The sequence below is a fragment of the Paenibacillus sp. FSL L8-0708 genome (genome assembly GCF_038009325.1).
Classification (GTDB): domain Bacteria; phylum Bacillota; class Bacilli; order Paenibacillales; family Paenibacillaceae; genus Paenibacillus_AQ; species Paenibacillus_AQ odorifer.
On sequence record NZ_JBBPBC010000001.1, the window covers coordinates 2,415,839 to 2,433,871 of the forward strand.

Here is an 18,033-nt window from a genome sequence, read left to right on the forward strand (position 1 = left end):
ATGATTTCTATTTAAACTGGCGCGCTAAATGCTGGCCGTAGTGAAAGATTCGCTCTAGGGACAGCTTGCGGATCGCGGGTTCATCAAATTTCATCGGCCGGGAGTTGGCCTCAAAGAACCAGAGTCCCCCATTCTCATCTACACCCAGATCCATCGACATCTCTCCGAGCATAGAATCAGAAGCTCTTTCAATTTGTCTAGCGATAAGAAGGGCGGTTGTAGGCACGCTCTTCAGGATCATGGCTGCTCTTTCGGTTCCAAATGTACTTTCCAGCATGCTGGCAGGCTCTTCAATACTACCTCCGCGTGGTACATGTGTCGTTATACTTCGGGCACCGGCGAGGCGTGCACCTATGCCAGTGACTCCCCAGCCGCCTCTGCTGTTTTTTTGCAGAAGCACCCTCAGATCAAACGGTCTGCCCCGATGAGTCGCCAGTTCAATAGCCTGCTGCACAATATAACGAGAGATCCCTTTTTCTTTTCCGATTCTTGCCCAGAGCCGGTCCATGGAAGCTGCTTTGTACGTCACATTTTTTTTGCCGCTTTGAATTTGGAGCCGGTAAGGCAAAGCGGTATCTGCACGATATTTTAGGCGCATAATTCCTTTTCCTGCTTTGCCATTCTCTGGTTTAAGGTAGAGGCTGGTATGCTGGTTCAGCATGGCAGTAAGGGTGTTTGCACTGCGTAATCGTCTCGTTTTTGGAACATGCTTTGAGGTGGAGTGCGAACCCCTTAACCATTCGAACAGACTCCATTTATTGAAAAAATATGGATTATATAGCTTAATGCCTGGATGTTCCAGGCATTGAGCTATTTTACGTACCACAGCAGGTTTTTCCTCATCCTCACGGGTGGGAATTCGGTTATAAATGATTTGTGGAAGAGGTACAGGAATGCTGTACCAGATTTTACCGCTGGACGATGGGACATATCCGTTCACCATCCGTTCCTCAAGCTTGAGGTCACGGACAGTGATGACGTAGACAAGAAATCCCATTTCTTTGCCTGTGCGAATAATGTCCCGGAAGTTGCTGCGGTTGCCATTAAATTGCCGTACTTTATCGCTGGTTGTCAGTATGGCAATAACAGGTTTTGTATCTTCCGGATTATGGGTGCTCACATCTCATCCCTCCTGCGGAATTTGCTGAGGTATAGACAATGCTCCAGAATGTGCTCGATGGAAGCTTTGCCCTCAGCGCGCAGGGAAGGGTGACGGAAGATGGAACGACCTGGTTTGGCGTTGGCCTCGAACATCCAGATGTCTTCATCCTGATCAATTCCGAGATCAAAGCCAATTTCACCGAGCAAATGACGATGCTGGACTTCTAGTGATTCTGCCAGCTTGATGGCTGTAGTCTTTGCACGCTGCAGTACTTCATCAGCTCTTGCGCCGAATACACGTCCGAGTGCTTGCTGAGGTGTAAGCAATGCTCCTCCATTTTTAAGGTGAGTGGTGACACTACCACGGCCGGCTTTTTTAGCGCCTATGCCGACTACAATCCACTGATTACTGCCGTTTTTATGCATATGGAACCGGAAATCAATCGGGCAGCCATCTATTTCAATGAGACGTATTCCCTGCTGAACTATATAATTTTGCAGATTTTGACCGTGACGCGAACGAAGCATACGCATAAGGGCTTCAAAGGTGGTAAAGCGTAAAAGAACGTTTTTTCCACCGCGGCGGTAGCGGGCAAAATACCCCTTTTTCGGGAGATAGGTAAGCCGATAAATGCCGTGACCCAGACTTCCCGCAGAAGGTTTATAGTATACAAAATGATGGTGATCCAGCATTTCTCTCATTTTTTCCGTGGACGGATTGCTGTGGGTTTCAGGTACATATCGATTTGCCGCCCCATCATTTTCTAAAAGCTTATAGATATCGGATTTATTGAAAAAGCTCCAGTTAAAGTATGGAATTCTTTTCCGCATAAATCGTTCGCGAAGTTGGTTGATATAGGGTGAGGTCTCAGCTCTCCGACTGGGCAATCGATTATAGACAACATCAGGCAGAGGGACCATTTTTCGTTCAAACTTACCGCTTGAAGTCAAAAAATATCCATAGACCTGTTCCTGTTGCCAGTTGATGTCACGCGGCATAAAGGCAAATATATAACATTTGTTGCTGCCTTCCCGCAGCAATTGCTTGATGAACCCTGTGCGAGAACCGAAGGGCTGAGACGAGGAAGCAGGACCATCGGACAATATGCCAACTAAAGGTCCTAGCTGCACCTCGTCATTCTGTAGATTGCGTAAATAGACACCACCTGATTTCGGAACCTTGATAGCGCTTTTTACGCCTGAGGCGAGATATAGGTGATTTCCGGCGCGCTTGATGGGCTTGATCATGGTCGGGGTGGCATCTTTACCGAGCCTTAAGCGTATATTTTTTTTCCCCGTTAACTTCAAGCTTTTCATCAGTGCACCTGATACATATACAACTCTTTGGGGCTGCTTAGTGAAATGCACATTGCAAAAAGTGAGACTCATTTATGAATCCTCCTTAGGAACCATTGTTATCATTCTCCCGTTTGTAACGGAGCTGCCCGTAGATAGGGATGGTATCCGTCGTTGTGTGAGCAGTAGATGGCGCGCATAAGACAGTGGATTCTCGGCGGCGAGCTTAGCAGCCCGGCGGTCGCCCGTCAGCCGGAATACCGTGCGCCCTGGCTTGGAATTTGCTTCTAGTAAATGAATCCGACCGCTCGAATCAATACCGAAATCAAGGCCGAGTTCTCCAAGCCTGCCGCATGCAGCCTCCAGTAGGGGAGGCAAGTATGCAGCTTCTGCAGCAAGCTCACGCATGATGTCTTTTCCACCCTGACCATATTCAGCAAGCAAAAAAGGCAGGGGAGAAACAGCTGTTCCGCCGCCATGCAGGTTCGAAGTCAGCGAACCTTGGTTACCCAGCCGTACGGCCATGCCGGTTAGAGTCCAGCGGCCAAGGCCATTCTTTTGCATCAATACACGCACATCGAACGGTTGCCCCTTACTATTCGTTAGGTGCAGGAAAGGCTGTATAATATAGCGGCGTGAGCCGATAAATTCATGAATCCAGTTCAGTCCTTCAGCCTGTGAGTCGAAAACATATTGAAAGGGTGTATTTGTTCCGTCACGCCCTCGTACTCTCATCCCTCTGTTCTGCAGTATGGCATGTAATGTACGTTTGCCATGGGTGCCGGCCTTGGGCTTTAGAAAGACTCCATATTCTCTTTCAGCAAGCATTGTACTTAACCTGCGGGTACCGGTATAGAGTACAGTTTCCGGCAGTATTGCCGCTGCTCTCCGGTCGCGCTTCAATATCTCATGTACACCCCATTTATCTGGCAAACCTCGAGACCAAGGCAGGGAACGATGAAGAGTAGAGAGAGCAGCGGAAGCTTCTTTTCTTTCTTTAGGACCTTCGTAAAAGCAGCGATTATAGACAATATCTGGCGGTGAAGAAGTAGTATTCTGCCAGCTTCCATCTTTCCAGGTATAGCCGGTAATGGAGGAACCGTCTGCCGCTACTCCGTCTGGATGAAATACGAGGACTTTTAGGCTGTATAGAGGAGCTGCCCGGCATAAATGACTGCAAAACTCTGGCTCGGCGATCGGTGGATTCCCGTTGCGGCGGCCTGTCATAATGCCGAGGAACCCCACTTCTGTTTCAGTCATCGTGTCCTCCTTATAAACCGGCCAAGTAGCGGCAATATAAAATCATTTGCTTGACGGACGGTCTTATTTTTTGATCGTTTAACGGTGTATTATCGTTCTTGGAGGGCTTGGAGTTAACCTCTAAGAGCCATATTCGTCCTGATTGATCCAGTGCCAGATCGATTCCGAGCTCTCCGAAATGAGCGGGGATAAAGGTTTCGACCCCTCTTGCAATGGCAAGTGCTGCTCTGGGCAGCTGAAGCTGAACGTTTTCTTTTGCGCCCGGAGGAAGACTGCTCTTGCTAACCGCTTCTTTTACAGTGCTGAGACTGCCACCTCTAGCTAAATTAGACACGAAGTGATTGCTTCCGGCGGTGCGGGCGACAATGGAGGTAACCCCCCATTTTCCGCTGCCATTCTTCTGAACAAGTGCCCGGAAATCTACAGGCCGCCTTCCTAGCTCCATCAAAGGCAATCCCTGCTGAATCTGGTATCGAGTAGTCTTCATTTTGGGAGCGATGGACTGGTACAATTTAGCGAGAGTGGTGTAGCTTTGCTTGCGTGTACCTATGGAGGTAGTAGACAACAGACGGTAACCTCCGCCTTCTTCTTTAGAGATACGAAGTATGCCTTTGCCGAGACTGCCTCGTACAGGTTTCAAAAATACACTTGGGTAATGGCTGCACATCTTCTTCATTACGGCAAAGCCGTTCAACGCATGCGATTCAGGTAAATACCGCTGCAGGGAAGGGTCTTGCGCTAAAGCTTCAAATACCTCTGTCTTGTCAAGAAATTTTTCGTTGAAGAAATGCGTTCCATATCGTGATTTTACATCCGCCAAAAAATGCTGTACGCTAGGTTTATTCTCCACCTTTCGCGTCGTTAACCGATTGTTGATTACATCGGCAATGGGCAGACTCATTTTTCTCCAACCCTCGTTGTATACCCAGCCCTGAATGGAAGAACTGCGTGTTTCCAGCGCTTCCGGGGTAAAGAAATATACATAGGCGCCTTGTGTGTGGCAGGCATTTGTCAATTCCCGGCAGAACATGGTAATGGGTCCAAACAACCTGTCGAGATTATCTGGATGGTCACGACTGACGAGCACGCCGATCAACGGTCCAAGCCGCAAGGTGCGGCTTACAGAGCTGTAAGAAACGTTGAGGGTTTGTCGGTGTTTCCATCCGGTCCGCTGCGCCAGTCCTTCGCTTACACGCAGGATGTCGGATTTGGGAGCCGAGATAATGGTAACCTCCTGCCGGAAAGAGCCGAATGCCAGCTGGAGTGTTCCGTGAGACGGGATTTTGAGTCTTTTCATGGATTTTTCGCCAAGCATTATAGCGTTTTCCTGCAGGATGCCCGAGTTGACCGTATGGACCGGGATCTTGAATTGGGACATCGTGGATCTCCTTCCGGTAGGCAGCATGATGCCGGCAATTTGGTAGCTAAGGGTTACATATCATTCATCATATGGAGACAGATGACCCTTGGTGATTGACCTAATCGCTAAAAACCTTGCCCAGTCATTTCATAAGCTCGGCCCAAGAAGCAAAACAAGTATGGAATGAGCGAATATTGGAAACTAAAGCAGCGTGAATTCAGGAAGCGGCTGCTAACAAAACTTAAGCGTATGTTTTCGGAGTGAGTTTTGTACGAAGACGATCTGAGGAGTGTACGCTAACAAAACTTTTAGGAGGAATCATAATGAGCATTCACGACAAAGCACATGAATTGGCGAAAGCCATTAAAGAGAGCAGCGAGGTATCGGATATCAGAAATGCCATGAAGGTCGTGGAAACAGATCCTGAAGCGAAAGCGATGCTGGACAATTTCCGCCAAGGTCAGATGGAGCTGCAACAACGGATGATGAGCGGAGAAATGCCTCCACAGGAAGAAATGGAAAAGATGGAGAAGCTGTTCGAGGTGCTTAACTTGAATCTTGGCATTCGTCGTCTGTTTGATGCGGAACGCCGTCTGAGCGTTGTAATCGAGGATGTAAATAAAATTATCACTGAGAGTTTGTCCCAATTGTACGGTGAATAAATTTCAGCAATGAAAATCAAAAGAGGGTGTTCCCGAAGCCGGTGGCTCTGGAAACACCCTCTTTCTTGTGGCTGTGACTATAGGGCTAGCCTAAGTTCAAGCTCGACCTCGACCTCAACCTCAACCTCAACCTCAACCTCAACCTCAACCTCAACCTAATCTTGTTTACCTTCGACTGCGCAGAGAAGAATACCAGCTGCCAAACCTAAGCGGCGATCAAGCTTGCCTTTTCGATCCTCCGAGAAGTCAGCCATAATTTTGGTGACAAATGGATTGAAATTTTGCTTGAATGCAGGGATCGTAGTATCATCCATCTCGATATTATATTTCTGCGGAATAATAGCGATGAAGCGGCGCAGTAGAGCCATCGCGGTGCTGTCTTCCTTGATTTTTCCGATTTCCTGATCATGACGGTCAAGAATAATCCATTCATCCTTCAAAATAGATTTGAGACCCTTACGTCGAAAAGCACCAATATGCTCACCGGACTCTGTATCGTGTACATCATAAGTAGCACTAAAATCGACCACGTTGCGGGCTTTTATGCGCAGAAGCTCCTTCTGCATGGACTCATCCGTATAAAGTGCAATGTCTTCTTTAAGCTTGAACGCTTTCATTTGCGAATAGAGCACAAGCTGCTCAGAGCTATCAAAAATATGAAGTTTCGCACCCATGATCGAAAATACTTTTTTTCGAATTATGTATTCGGTATGATTATAAGCTGCATTCAATTCAAAAACGCCTCCCCCAAATGAAATCATCATCTCATATATAAGCGTCTCTTGCTATATAAATGCTAACCTTTTATACATAATTTTGAAAAGGTATATATTTTTTAATGGACTTGTCTCATATTACGGGCCTCATGTTCATAGAGTAGAGATATAGATTCAATCGAATATCCTGTCTACGAAGGAGCTGTTATTAATGAGAAAAAGAAACAAGTTCAAACACGGTGTCTATCTGTTGCTGGCGTTGGCCATGCTTTTGTATGCACTGCCGAAGCTTTCGCTTGCGAATGGACCGAGCTGGGTGTTTGGTTTTGGAGTCGTCTGGTCACTTTTTGCGTTTATGGTCATTGCGGCACATTTGCATTTTATTATCGGGGTTGATGAAGAAAAGACCAAACGTTTGGAAGCTGTGCGAAAAGCAAAGCTGGAGCAATGGCAGACAAAGTGGAATGAAGAAACTAGAGTTTCGCAAAGATAATAGAGTTGGCATCGGATACTAAAAAGCTAGATTAGCTTCAGGTCTCTCGAATAAGCGCGGCAGTCGTGCAAAGAGAGGCAAAAATGCCTTAGAATATTGCGCAAAGCGCGGCAATGGTGCGAAGAGAGGCAAAAATGCCTCAGAATGCTGCGGAAAGCGTAGAAGTGGCGCGAAGAGAGGCATAAGTGCCTCAGAATGCCGCGGAAAGTGCAAAAGTGGGGAAAAGAGAAGTATAAATACCGTAGAATGCCGTACAAAACACCAAAGTAGCCAAAAGAAAGGTATAAATACCGTAGAATGCCACGCAAAACACCAAAGTAGCCAAAAGAAAGGTATAACTACCGTAGAATGCCGCGCAAAACACCAAAGTAGCCAAAAGAAAGGTATAAATACCGTAGAATGCCGCGCAAAACGCACAACTAGCCAAAAGAGAGGCATAAGTGCCTCAGAATGCTGCGAAAAGCGAAGAAGTAGCGAAAAGAGAGGCATAAATGCCTCGGAATGCTGCGAAAAGCGCAGAAGTCGCGCAGAGAGACACACTCATACGAAAAAGCCCACTAGCCTAAGCCAGTGGGCTTTAATATGCCCCCTGCATTGCTTGCAGGGGGCTAAATGTTATTGTCTGCCGCTACCTGCTGCGAGTTGAACACTATTTTTGTCCACAGAAAGAGCTTCGTCCGGTCGTTCCTCACGAGGAAATGAAGCCATAACCTCTATCTCTTTGGGTGCATATGAGAACTCGAGTTCTACCCGATCACCGCTGATGGCTTTAGGATGTACCTTTTGTTTGGAAACCAATTCATCGTAAGAAGCCATATCCACACATACGCCTTTGCCATTGTCGTTCCAGCAATAAGAGCCTTGAATAGCCTCGAACCGCTCACCGCCAACAGTAACTTGAACACTTGGGGGCTGTGGGTTAGCAGTGTCTTCTGATGAAATCTTATCTTTAAAAGTTGATTGAAACAAGTCCAATAGATCTTTTTTGCTGGTATCTGACAGACGATAGTGGCCCATTTGTCCGGATTTAATGAGTAACCCACTGTTACTTCCGCCGATCCAAAAAGAGAACGCATAACTTATGCCATCCTTCATGTTCACAGTGGTGCTGTAATCGCTGGGAGCAATATCTAGTTGTCCTCTATCATATTCAGCAGTAGTTATGGCTTGAACGAAACGTTCAAACGAGGATGGATCCGAAATAGTGGCCATGGGCTGTTTTTTTTCAATTAAGTTAATAGAAACTATATTATTTGCATCCAGCTCAATCTGGCCTGCTTGTTTTACTTCGTTTCCCGTATTTCCACAGCCGACCAGTCCTATAAAAAGCAAAGTAATAGTAAGTAGTAATAAAGCGGTCTTGTTTATATCTTCAATGCTCCTTTACACATTCTTTAATTCTCAGACTATAAAAAAGAGGAAAAGGTTGCTAAATAAAGGAAGTGAATGTTTAAGGTCAGCTTAGAACGCATCAGAGATATTCAGTTTCAAAAAAATTCGATTTTAAGGTGGTTTTCAAACTTACTATGTGGCAATACCTACCTTAATCTTAGATTGTGTAAGGAGAGTGAAATTAGAATTCGAAGCTTATGAATCGGTTGTACTGAGCCATTCTATCCGTGTATAATAGGTACAGTATAGTACAGATCGGAGCATGGGGGTGTAACAGTTGGAAGGTCAAGGCGATGCGATTACTAAACACGAGCAACTGCTGCAGCATATTGAAGGTCTTAAGGTAGGCACCAAAATATCTGTTCGCAAGCTCGCCAAAGAAATGCTAGTCAGCGAAGGGACTGCTTACCGTGCAGTGAAGGAAGCTGAGAATCTCGGGATAGTCATCACGAAGGAACGGATTGGTACAGTTCGTGTAGAAAAGAAACCTCGGAACATTTCAGAGCAGCTGACGTTTGGCGATGTAGTTGATATTGTTGAAGGGCATGTGCTCGGCGGAGCAAGTGGACTAAATAAACATCTGCATAAATACGTGATCGGGGCGATGAAGGTCGATGCGATGATCCGTTATATAGACGCTGACAGTCTGTTGATTGTAGGTAACCGTGATGATGTTCACTCTCTAGCGCTGGAGCAGGGTGCGGGGGTTCTGGTGACAGGGGGCTTTGGGACGAGCCGTGAAGTGAAGGCCTTGGCAGACGAGCTGGATCTTCCCATTATTTCTTCGAGACATGACACGTTTACCGTCGCTTCAATGATTAACCGTGCTATTTTTGATAGATTGATAAAGAAAAAAATTATGCTGGTAGAGGATATTATCGACAGCAAACCGCGCCTGAATACGTTGAAAATCTCTAGTACCGTCGGCGAGCTACGACAGGTTTCTGAGGAAACTGGAGAGCAGCGCTTTCCCGTTACGGATGAATGGAACCGAGTCATAGGCATTATCGGTCGCCGCGATGTAGAGGAATTGACGGAAGGCCAGATCATTGAAAAAGCGATGATCCGCAGTCCGGTTACGGCTGCACTGCAAACCTCACTAGCCTCCGCGGCCCAGATCATGATGTGGGAAGGCGTGGATTTTCTGCCCATAGTGGACCGTAACCGTAAACTGGTAGGCTCCCTAACCCGTAAAGAAGTGCTGCAAAGCTTACGCGATGTCCGGAATCAACCTCAGCTGGGAGAGACTTTTGATCATCTCATTTGGAATGGTTTTGCGGATGAGCGGGACGAAGAGGGACGGTTGTTCTTCCATGGCTTTATTACGCCGCAGATGGCCACGGATCTTGGGACGATTTCTGAAGGGATATTGTCTACGCTTATGACGCTCTCGGCATTTAAAGCAGCTAAGGACATCACAGGAAATGATTATGTACTAGATAATATGTCCACTTATTTTATCCGACCGGTACAGATCGAACATGCGATCATTGTAATGCCGAGACTGCTCGAAATCAGCCGCCGTACCTGTAAGCTTGAAATTGAGATCAGCCACTCGGATACTCTGGTAGCCAAAGCTGTTCTGATGCTGCAATCCATTGATCATGGCTAAAAAATGGTTTGCTAGCTGGATAGCATACGGTAAATAGGATCGTATACATGCTAAATAGACTGCCCTCATCATTGAAAGAGAGGGGAGTCTATTTTATTCTTTCTATTCCGTCAGAACAGCAGCTAAGCTTTCGACTAGTGTTGTTCCTGGCTGCGACTACGGCTGTAAAAACTATAGCTGCGTAGCCCCGAGAAGATGTTGAACGCACCAATCAGCAGAAAGGCAGCTTCAACAATGATATTAACGGTAGAGCCGCGAAACAAAAACATGGATATTAAGGACAGCGTTACGAGCATAGCACCGAGCATCACATTCATGACGGAGCGTTTCAGCCCTTTATCTTGGGGATTTAAGGCACGGCGGGAGGATATGCTGAACACAGCGGCACCGATTACAAAGATCACCAGCAGGATAAACAATAAATACTTGATAAATAAAACCATGGACAGCCAGCTCCTTTATCGTGTCTTGCAGTAGCCAAGAAGTAATTTCCACGTCTGTCCATTATTGTATCACACGATGGCTGTCAGCTGCGCTTAAAAGGACTGATTTCTACCCAGATTTGCAGGACGCCTTCCATGACGAGCATGGTTCGGATTTTGACAGAGTATTCCTTGTCACGCACAATGTATAGCTTACCATCCAACAGCAGTCTAACCAGTTTGCTGTCTGTATCAATATCGAACATGCTGCGGCCGCGCATCGGTTCCAGATCTGAGCCCATTTGGCTTATGATTAATTTTACAGTTACGGGGTCAAGTGGGGTATCTTCTTTGGATTTGCTTTCCTCCGATCGAATTTTGATTTCTCTGATCACGGTTGAGGTATTATTGTATTTTTTGAGTGTCTGAATATCTTTTTGATATTGCTCGATCTGTACACGCAGATCTTGATTATGCAGCCATAATACGTTATATCCTACATGGTAAATAGCATTGTATATGACAGCTCCTACGACGATCCCTAGCATGAATATAGCGGAGATCTGGGTGAATCTGCGAAAACGACTGAATGGTGGAACTCTCACTGGCGTTACCCCCTGCCGCACACCCATTTTACTAGCTCACTGCCCATATGGGCTCCTAGAAAAGCGAAGGCAAGATACATGATTTGTTTGATGGCGGGGGAGAGGTTGCCTCCGATCATGTTGCTTTCAATGACCCGTAAAGGGTCCATAGTACCTCCTACAGCGGCTGCTAGTGCCCATATTTTAATCCGATCTGCCACATCCAGCATCGTTTGCGTCGGCGGTTGCAGGGATACAACGGCGCCGATTCCGCCGAGCATAGCTCCGCCAAGCACGATGCCGAAGGCGATAAAGAAGTCGAGGATAGCTTTGCTCATAAAAATGCTCATACAGGCCCCTTCCCGGACGAGGCATTTACAAGCTTTGCCTGTCCTTATGCTCTTAATCCATTCTATGGGCGGGTCCCCCTTTAATATGATAAAATAGTTTCATCTTATGTTTGATTTTTGCAGTAGAGAGGAAGTGGGGTTATGAGCCCTTTCGTGCATTTGCATGTGCACAGCGAATACAGTTTACTGGACGGGGCGGCGCGCATTACCGATCTCGTGCGCCGGGCCGGCGAATACGGCATGAAGTCGCTGGCGCTTACGGATCATGGAGTGATGTACGGGGCCATCCCCTTTTATAAAGCGTGTAAAGAGAATGGAATCAAGCCGATTATTGGCTGTGAAGCTTATTTAACCGCGGGTTCACGCCGTGAGCGGGGCAGTCGAAAAGATCAACCGATCTACCACTTGATTCTGCTCGTCAAGAATGAAACCGGCTACAAGAACCTGATGAAGCTGATCTCTATCGGCCATCTGGAAGGCCATCATTATAAACCACGAATTGATATGGAAGTGCTGGCAGCTCATTCAGAGGGGATTATCTGCCTAAGTGCTTGTCTGGGCGGAGAAGTGCCGCAGCATCTGCTGCATGGACGTGATGAGGAGGCGCGCAAGGCTGCGCTGCGATATAAGGCGATTTTTGGCGAAGATTTCTATCTGGAGCTGCAAGACCACGGGATCTCCGAGCAAAAGAGAGTCAATCCCAAGCTCATCGCCCTTGCCGAGGACTGTGAAATTCCACTTGTGGTGACGAATGATGTCCATTATTTAGCGAAGGAAGATGCTGAGGTTCAGGATGTGCTGATCTGCATCGGAACAGGCAAAACGGTGGATGATGAGGAACGTCTCAAGATCGGAACAGATCAGCTGTTTCTAAAAAGCAGCGAGCAAATGGCGGCCTTGTTTCCGCATGTGCCGCAGGCTATCGCCAATACCTTATTGATCGCAGAAAAATGTAATTTGGAGCTGACCTTCGGCAATCATATTCTGCCTGCCTATTCTCCGCTCCCTGAAGGCATGGATTCCGCTGCTTATTTGCGTGAGCTGTGCTGGAAGGGGATGGAGGAACGATATATAGATACACCGCAATGGACTACACCTGAGCAAAGAGAGACGGCTGAGAAGCGTCTGACCTATGAACTGGGCGTTATCGAGAGTATGGGCTTCAGCGATTATTTTCTAATTGTGTGGGATTTTATTGCTTATTGTCATCGTCAGGGAATTGCTACGGGACCCGGACGGGGATCCTCCGCGGGTAGTCTCACCGCATACTCTTTGCGAATAACTGACGTGGACCCATTGAAATATAACTTGCTCTTTGAACGTTTTCTAAATCCAGAACGGATCACCATGCCGGATATTGATATCGATTTTAGTGATGAACGGCGTGATGAGGTTATTGGTTATGTAGTGGAGAAATACGGCAAAGAACATGTGGCGCAAATTATTACTTTCGGAACTATGGCTGCACGGGCTGCCGTACGTGATGTAGGCAGGGTGCTGAACTTGCCTTATAACGAGGTAGACAAAGCTGCCAAGCTTATACCTGGTCAACTAGGGATCAGCCTTGCCAGAGCGCTGGAGAGTACACCAGATCTTAAAGCACTGTATGATAGCAATCCAAAGATAAAAGGGCTGCTGGATATGGCTATGAAGGTGGAGGGCATGCCCCGCCATGCTTCGACACATGCAGCGGGGGTTGTTATCTCGAAGGGTCCGTTGACCGATGCAGTCCCACTTCAGGAAGGTAACGAAAGTACGGCGTTAACCCAATACTCTATGGAGCATTTGGAGAGTGTCGGGCTGTTGAAAATGGATTTTCTGGGTTTGCGCACGTTGTCGATTATCGAACGCTGCATGAATTCGATTAGAGAAATGAGCGGAAGTGTTCCGGATTTCCGTGTCATCCCAGATCATGATCCAGCTACGTATGAAATGCTTGGGGCTGGTGAGACAACAGGGGTCTTCCAGCTGGAGTCGGCGGGCGTTAGACGAGTACTTAAAGATCTGAAGCCTAACGGCTTTGAAGATATTGTATCGGTTCTAGCGCTGTATCGTCCGGGTCCGATGGAATTTATCCCGAAATATATAGCAGGCAAACACGGTGAGATTGAAGTAGAGTATCCACATTCTGATTTGAAGGCTATTTTAGCGGACACCTATGGGATCATTGTGTATCAGGAACAGATCATGCAGATTGCTTCTCTGATGGCGGGCTTCTCGTTAGGAGAAGCGGATCTGCTCCGTCGAGCGGTCTCAAAGAAAAAACGTGAGACGCTGGATAAGGAACGGAGCCATTTTGTTCAAGGCAGCTTGCAGCAGGGGTATAATGAAACGGATGCAAATGCTGTTTATGACATGATCGTGCGCTTTGCTGATTACGGCTTCCCGCGTGCTCATGCCGCGGCTTATGGAGTATTGGCTTTCCAGACAGCCTATCTCAAGGCACATTATCCGGTGCAGTTTATGGCGTCTATGTTGACCGCTGTAATGGGCACTCACCGCAAGGTAGCGGAGTATGTGCTGGACTGCCGCCGCACAGGCATCGGCGTGTTGCCGCCGGATGTGAACGAGAGCGGCGTATTGTTTACTCCGGTTCCTGGTGAAGGAACCGGAACCGGGCATATCCGCTTTGGACTCGCAGCCATTAAGAACGTTGGCACGCTGGCAGTGGAGAACATTATGGCGGTCCGCAAGGAGCGGCCGTTCGACAGTCTGCTAGATTTCTGTCGACGTGTGGACCTGCGGGTCTGTAATAAGCGGGTAGTGGAATCTTTGCTGCAGGCGGGAGCTTTTGACTGTCTGCCAGGTCACCGCGCCCAGCTGCTGGCTATGCTGGACGAGACGGTTGACGCTGCGCTGAAATGGCGCAAGGAGCGGGATGAACTGCAAATCCAGCTGTTCGACGATTTGGTCGAGACACCGAACTGGGAAATCCGCTATCCGGATATCCCTAAGTTCACCATTGGCCAGCAGCTGGAGATGGAACGTGAGCTGCTGGGGTTATATCTTTCGGGCCATCCGCTTGATGATAGCGCGGAACTGCTTGAGGAGCCCGGCATGCAGCGGCTGATGGATCTTGGTGAAGCCGCGGATGAGAGCCAGACGGTTACGGCCGGAATGGTAGTATCCGTTAAGGAAATTACGACGAAGCAAGGAAAATCGATGGCCTTCGTCGAATGGGAAGATCAGATCGAGCGCTGCGAGGTCGTGCTCTTCCCTGAGGTGTGGAAGCGAAGCCGCAGCTTGATTGCCAAGGGCGCGTTGCTGGCCTTGCGCGCTAAGGTGCAGCAGGAAGACGAAGGCTTCAAGCTGCTGGCCGAGGAAGTGGCGCTGCTGTCTGCGGAGGCTCTCCGCGGGCTGTTGCAGCGCCGCAGTGCCGCCGCGTCCCGCTCGTACAGCGCGGGACGCTCGGCCTCGGCAGGAGCGCCGCCACGCGGCGCAGCTCCTGCTTCCCGGACCAGTGGTGCCGCCACTGGTCCGGCTGCCAGGCCAGCAGGCGGCACAACGCCGCCTGTAACACCTGCACAGGCCGCGCCAACAACAGCGGCGACCTCAGGCCAGCGTGTCTTTATCAAGATCACGCCGGCCTCAGAGAATGCAGCGTTGCTGTCGCGCCTGAAAGAGCTGCTGCAGAATCATCCCGGTCCTGCTGCGACGCTTCTGTTCTATGAACAGGATCAGAAGCTCCTAGCTCTTAGCGATAATTATCGAATTAAGCCGTCCGAGGAACTTTTCGCGGCGATCGAGGTTATGCTGGGTGCAGGTACGGTAAGAATAAAATAAGAACAATTCTCCCCTTTTCCGCATACATTAGGAAACCACAGGGCACATCCCTGTACGGAAAGGGGAGTCGCAGCATGTCCTATCAAATGGCAGTAGATCTGTTGGAACGCAGAGGTGTATCACTTTCCTCCATTGCTGAAATCGTATATATTTTACAATCGGTTTATTATCCTGGTTTAACCAAGGATGAATGTCTGTCCAGCGTCAAGTCTGTTTTGGGCAAAAGAGAAGTGCAGTATACTTTAATGACAGGTGTTGCTCTTGATGAATTAGCCGAGAAAAAACTGCTTCCACAGCCGCTGCAGGCGGTAATGGAGGCTGATGAATCCCTCTACGGAGCGGACGAGACTCTGGCGCTTGGTATTACAGGGGTATATGGGATGATCGGACTGACAGGTTTTGGGTATTTGGACAAAATAAAGCTTGGAATCATTGGTGAACTGAACGATGATAAAGGTAGGATTCATGTATTCTTGGATGACCTTGTTGCCGGCATTGCTGCCGCCGCTTCCGCCAGAATTGCTCATCGGCATGAAGGGGCAAAAGTATATCCTTTAGGCACGGACAAGGAATAATTGAGCCCCTTTATTTCGTTTGAACAAGTTCCTCAGTCTTGCTTCCTATGCCCTACTCCTGTTGCGGGAAAAAAGAAAACTGTGTTATCATAATTCCATTATACGGGATACGGCTGGGAATTAAGATTGGGGAGGCCTTGCAGGGCATGTGGACGGTAATATATATCGCGCCGACCGCCAGAGTGGCGGATATGATTAAGAGTAAGCTGACAGAAGAAGGTTTTTTGGTAGAATGCCGTCCAATCAATATGTCCAAGCAGCAGTTTGAGATATTGGTTCCTTCAGGTGAGCTGGAGGAAGTACAGGAAGTCCTTAATCTTATTCTGCATCCCTGAGTTTCTTACAAGACAAAAGTCATGACAGCGGCAAGCTGCATAACGCAAATAAACGGCTGAAGAGGTGCGGGTGTGTTCAAAGATTTATTTCAGAAGAAACGGAAGTACGCGACTATTCCTTCAGAACGTCTGGAGCGGAGCGGCGGGCCTGCGGAAGGCGAACGCCCCAAACGTGAAATCCCTGAAGGATTAATGAGCAAATGTAATAAATGCGGAACGATCCAGTATAGTAAGGAATTAGAGAAGAACCTAAAGGTATGTCCTAATTGTGGTCACCACTTACGCCTAAATGCTGTGGAGCGTATTGCAATGACATTAGACCCTGAGGGCTTTATTGAGTTTGACAGTGAAATGTATTCTATCGACCCGCTGAAATTTCCGGGTTACGCTTCCAAAGTGGAGCAACAGCAGCTGAAATCTGGACAAACTGAAGCCGTAATTACGGGTCAGGGCTCCATTGGTGGCCATCCAGTCATCGTAGCTGTGATGAATTTTGAATTTTTCTCAGGCAGTATGGGCTCTGTAGTAGGGGAGAAGATCACCCGTGCGATAGAAGAGGCCACAGAGCAACAGCTTCCACTCCTTATTTTCTCTACTTCTGGTGGAGCGAGAATGCAGGAGAGTATTCTTAGTCTAATGCAAATGGCGAAGACCAGCGCTGCGCTGGCTCGTTTTAACGAGGTTGGAGGTCTTTACATCTCGATTATTACGGATCCTACTACCGGTGGAGTATCTGCGAGTTTTGCCAGCCTTGGTGATATAATTATTGCAGAGCCTGGAGCGGTATTTGGTTTCGCAGGACGTATAGTCATTGAGCAGACCATTCGCCAGAAGCTTCCGGATGATTTCCAGACCGCTGAATTTAATCTTCAGCATGGGTTGCTTGATATGGTCGTGCACCGCAAAGAAATGCGCGCTACATTGACTAAAATTTTGGAGCTGCATGACGTGAAAGGGGGATTTTAGGTTGGCAGGAGAGTTGCCTTTTGAAATGCCTCTGGTAGAAATGCGCAAGAAGATTGCTGAACTGAAGCAGTTTGGCGAAGAGAAGGGTATTGATTTTACGGACGAGGTAGCTAGGCTGGAAGAACGATACCGTGTGCTCGAGGAAGAGATATATTCTAATATTTCTCCTTCGCAAAAAATGCATTTGGCTAGACATCAAGGACGTCCGACTTCCCTTGATCTTATGGGGCAGATCTTCACAGATTTTATTGAGCTCCACGGTGATCGGATGTTTGGGGATGATCTTGCTATTGTAGGCGGCATCGCTAAACTAAATGGGTTGCCGGTTACAGTTATTGGCCAGCAGCGCGGTAAAGACACCAAAGAAAATATTTTACGATTCTTCGGCAGTGCACACCCTGAGGGCTTCCGTAAAGCGCTGCGTCTGATGCAGCAAGCGGACAAGTTCAAACGTCCCATTATTACCTTCGTGGATACGAAAGGTGCATACCCAGGCAACACAGCCGAGGAAAGAGGTCAATCCGAAGCGATTGCCCGCAATTTACGCGAGATGTCTCAGTTTGGTGTCCCTGTAATCTGTGTGGTCATCGGTGAAGGCGGAAGCGGTGGCGCCCTGGCATTGGCGGTTGGAAATAGAGTGCTCATGCTGGAACATGCCATTTATTCGGCGATATCTCCTAACGGAGCGGCCTCTATTCTGTGGAAGGATGCTTCGAAGGCTGATCAAGCGGCAGAAGCCATGAAGATAACGGCTGCTGATCTGCTTGAGATGGAAGTTATAGAAGAGATCGTACCAGAGCCTAAAGGCGGCGCTCATCGGGATTACGAAGCAACGGCAGCGGCGATTAAGGATGCATTATGGCGGCATCTGCAGGAGCTAACCCAGATGAACTCAGTGGAATTGAAGGATGATCGATACCGTAAATTCCGTAAAATTGGTGAGTTTGCAGAGGCTCAGCAGGAACAAATTCTTATTGAAGAAGAAGTGAAGTCAGAAGTGTAAAAGTGCAAAATCATTTGCACTTTAAGACATATAGCTATACTTAGTGGGTCTTTTGGATATAGTGTAAAATATACAATTTATTGGAATTAAAATAATCTCGATCCACTAACGGGATTATTTTAA

The 18,033-nt window shown here is 47.8% G+C and carries 17 protein-coding genes; 8 read left to right on the forward strand and 9 right to left on the reverse strand.

The window, feature by feature from the left end; translation table 11 throughout:
* Positions 1-7: 7 nt before the first annotated feature.
* Genes NYE58_RS11375 through NYE58_RS11390 form a run of 4 tightly spaced genes read right to left on the reverse strand, consistent with a single transcriptional unit; the run spans position 8 to position 5,035 of the window.
* On the reverse strand, positions 8-1,120 hold the full coding sequence (locus tag NYE58_RS11375; RefSeq protein ID WP_076124884.1) for a YheC/YheD family endospore coat-associated protein: 1,113 nt from the start codon (positions 1,118-1,120) through the stop codon (positions 8-10).
* A complete protein-coding gene (locus NYE58_RS11380) occupies positions 1,117-2,490 on the reverse strand; it encodes a YheC/YheD family endospore coat-associated protein (RefSeq protein ID WP_036683976.1) in 1,374 nt (457 codons plus the stop codon). Before NYE58_RS11380 ends, NYE58_RS11375 begins: the two co-directional genes overlap by 4 nt.
* Positions 2,491-3,657, reverse strand: a complete 1,167-nt coding sequence (locus NYE58_RS11385) for a YheC/YheD family endospore coat-associated protein (protein ID WP_076220185.1) — start codon at positions 3,655-3,657, stop codon at positions 2,491-2,493.
* A 10-nt stretch (positions 3,658-3,667) separates the two neighbouring features.
* Entirely contained in the window at positions 3,668-5,035 is a 1,368-nt protein-coding gene (locus NYE58_RS11390) for a YheC/YheD family endospore coat-associated protein (RefSeq protein ID WP_076124889.1), read from the reverse strand.
* 305 nt (positions 5,036-5,340) lie between these two features.
* Here NYE58_RS11390 and NYE58_RS11395 point away from each other — a divergent pair, with 305 nt between their 5' ends.
* Positions 5,341-5,679, forward strand: a complete 339-nt coding sequence (locus NYE58_RS11395) for a YlbF family regulator (RefSeq protein WP_036683973.1) — start codon at positions 5,341-5,343, stop codon at positions 5,677-5,679.
* Between the two features lie 155 nt (positions 5,680-5,834).
* Here the strand turns inward: NYE58_RS11395 and NYE58_RS11400 are convergent, their stop codons facing one another.
* Positions 5,835-6,410 (reverse strand): hypothetical protein, encoded by a 576-nt coding sequence (locus NYE58_RS11400; RefSeq protein WP_076124891.1) that lies wholly within the window; start codon positions 6,408-6,410, stop codon positions 5,835-5,837.
* 196 nt (positions 6,411-6,606) lie between these two features.
* Between NYE58_RS11400 and NYE58_RS11405 the strand changes: the two genes are divergently transcribed.
* On the forward strand, positions 6,607-6,888 hold the full coding sequence (locus NYE58_RS11405; RefSeq protein WP_036683968.1) for a hypothetical protein: 282 nt from the start codon (positions 6,607-6,609) through the stop codon (positions 6,886-6,888).
* A gap of 615 nt (positions 6,889-7,503) precedes the next feature.
* Here the strand turns inward: NYE58_RS11405 and NYE58_RS11410 are convergent.
* Positions 7,504-8,220, reverse strand: coding sequence for a hypothetical protein (locus NYE58_RS11410; protein WP_341001901.1), 717 nt, complete (start codon positions 8,218-8,220; stop codon positions 7,504-7,506).
* A gap of 337 nt (positions 8,221-8,557) precedes the next feature.
* Here NYE58_RS11410 and NYE58_RS11415 point away from each other — a divergent pair, with 337 nt between their 5' ends.
* Positions 8,558-9,892, forward strand: a complete 1,335-nt coding sequence (locus NYE58_RS11415) for a DRTGG domain-containing protein (protein ID WP_076124897.1) — start codon at positions 8,558-8,560, stop codon at positions 9,890-9,892.
* 134 nt (positions 9,893-10,026) lie between these two features.
* Here NYE58_RS11415 and NYE58_RS11420 read toward each other — a convergent pair whose 3' ends face one another.
* The 3 genes from NYE58_RS11420 to NYE58_RS11430 all read right to left on the reverse strand — a co-directional run bounded on the left by NYE58_RS11420 (position 10,027) and on the right by NYE58_RS11430 (position 11,248).
* Complete coding sequence (locus NYE58_RS11420) at positions 10,027-10,335, reverse strand: YtpI family protein (RefSeq protein WP_076218922.1); 309 nt, start codon at positions 10,333-10,335, stop codon at positions 10,027-10,029.
* Positions 10,336-10,418: 83 nt separating this feature from the next.
* Positions 10,419-10,919 (reverse strand): DUF4044 domain-containing protein, encoded by a 501-nt coding sequence (locus NYE58_RS11425; RefSeq protein ID WP_038569663.1) that lies wholly within the window; start codon positions 10,917-10,919, stop codon positions 10,419-10,421.
* Between the two features lie 5 nt (positions 10,920-10,924).
* Positions 10,925-11,248 (reverse strand): YtrH family sporulation protein, encoded by a 324-nt coding sequence (locus tag NYE58_RS11430; protein ID WP_036678886.1) that lies wholly within the window; start codon positions 11,246-11,248, stop codon positions 10,925-10,927.
* 141 nt (positions 11,249-11,389) lie between these two features.
* Here NYE58_RS11430 and NYE58_RS11435 point away from each other — a divergent pair, with 141 nt between their 5' ends.
* The 5 genes from NYE58_RS11435 to NYE58_RS11455 all read left to right on the forward strand — a co-directional run bounded on the left by NYE58_RS11435 (position 11,390) and on the right by NYE58_RS11455 (position 17,910).
* Complete coding sequence (locus tag NYE58_RS11435) at positions 11,390-15,031, forward strand: DNA polymerase III subunit alpha (RefSeq protein ID WP_076218923.1); 3,642 nt, start codon at positions 11,390-11,392, stop codon at positions 15,029-15,031.
* Between the two features lie 74 nt (positions 15,032-15,105).
* Positions 15,106-15,606 carry a phosphatidylglycerophosphatase A family protein gene (locus tag NYE58_RS11440; RefSeq protein ID WP_036678892.1) on the forward strand — a complete coding sequence of 167 codons (501 nt, stop codon included), beginning with the start codon at positions 15,106-15,108 and terminating at the stop codon, positions 15,604-15,606.
* 146 nt (positions 15,607-15,752) lie between these two features.
* Positions 15,753-15,941: a hypothetical protein gene (locus tag NYE58_RS11445; RefSeq protein ID WP_036678895.1), complete on the forward strand. Its 189-nt coding sequence runs from the start codon at positions 15,753-15,755 to the stop codon at positions 15,939-15,941.
* Between the two features lie 72 nt (positions 15,942-16,013).
* Complete coding sequence (gene accD, locus NYE58_RS11450) at positions 16,014-16,907, forward strand: acetyl-CoA carboxylase, carboxyltransferase subunit beta (RefSeq protein WP_076124903.1); 894 nt, start codon at positions 16,014-16,016, stop codon at positions 16,905-16,907.
* A 1-nt stretch (position 16,908) separates the two neighbouring features.
* Positions 16,909-17,910, forward strand: coding sequence for an acetyl-CoA carboxylase carboxyltransferase subunit alpha (locus NYE58_RS11455; RefSeq protein WP_076276419.1), 1,002 nt, complete (start codon positions 16,909-16,911; stop codon positions 17,908-17,910).
* The last annotated feature ends 123 nt before the right edge of the window (positions 17,911-18,033 follow it).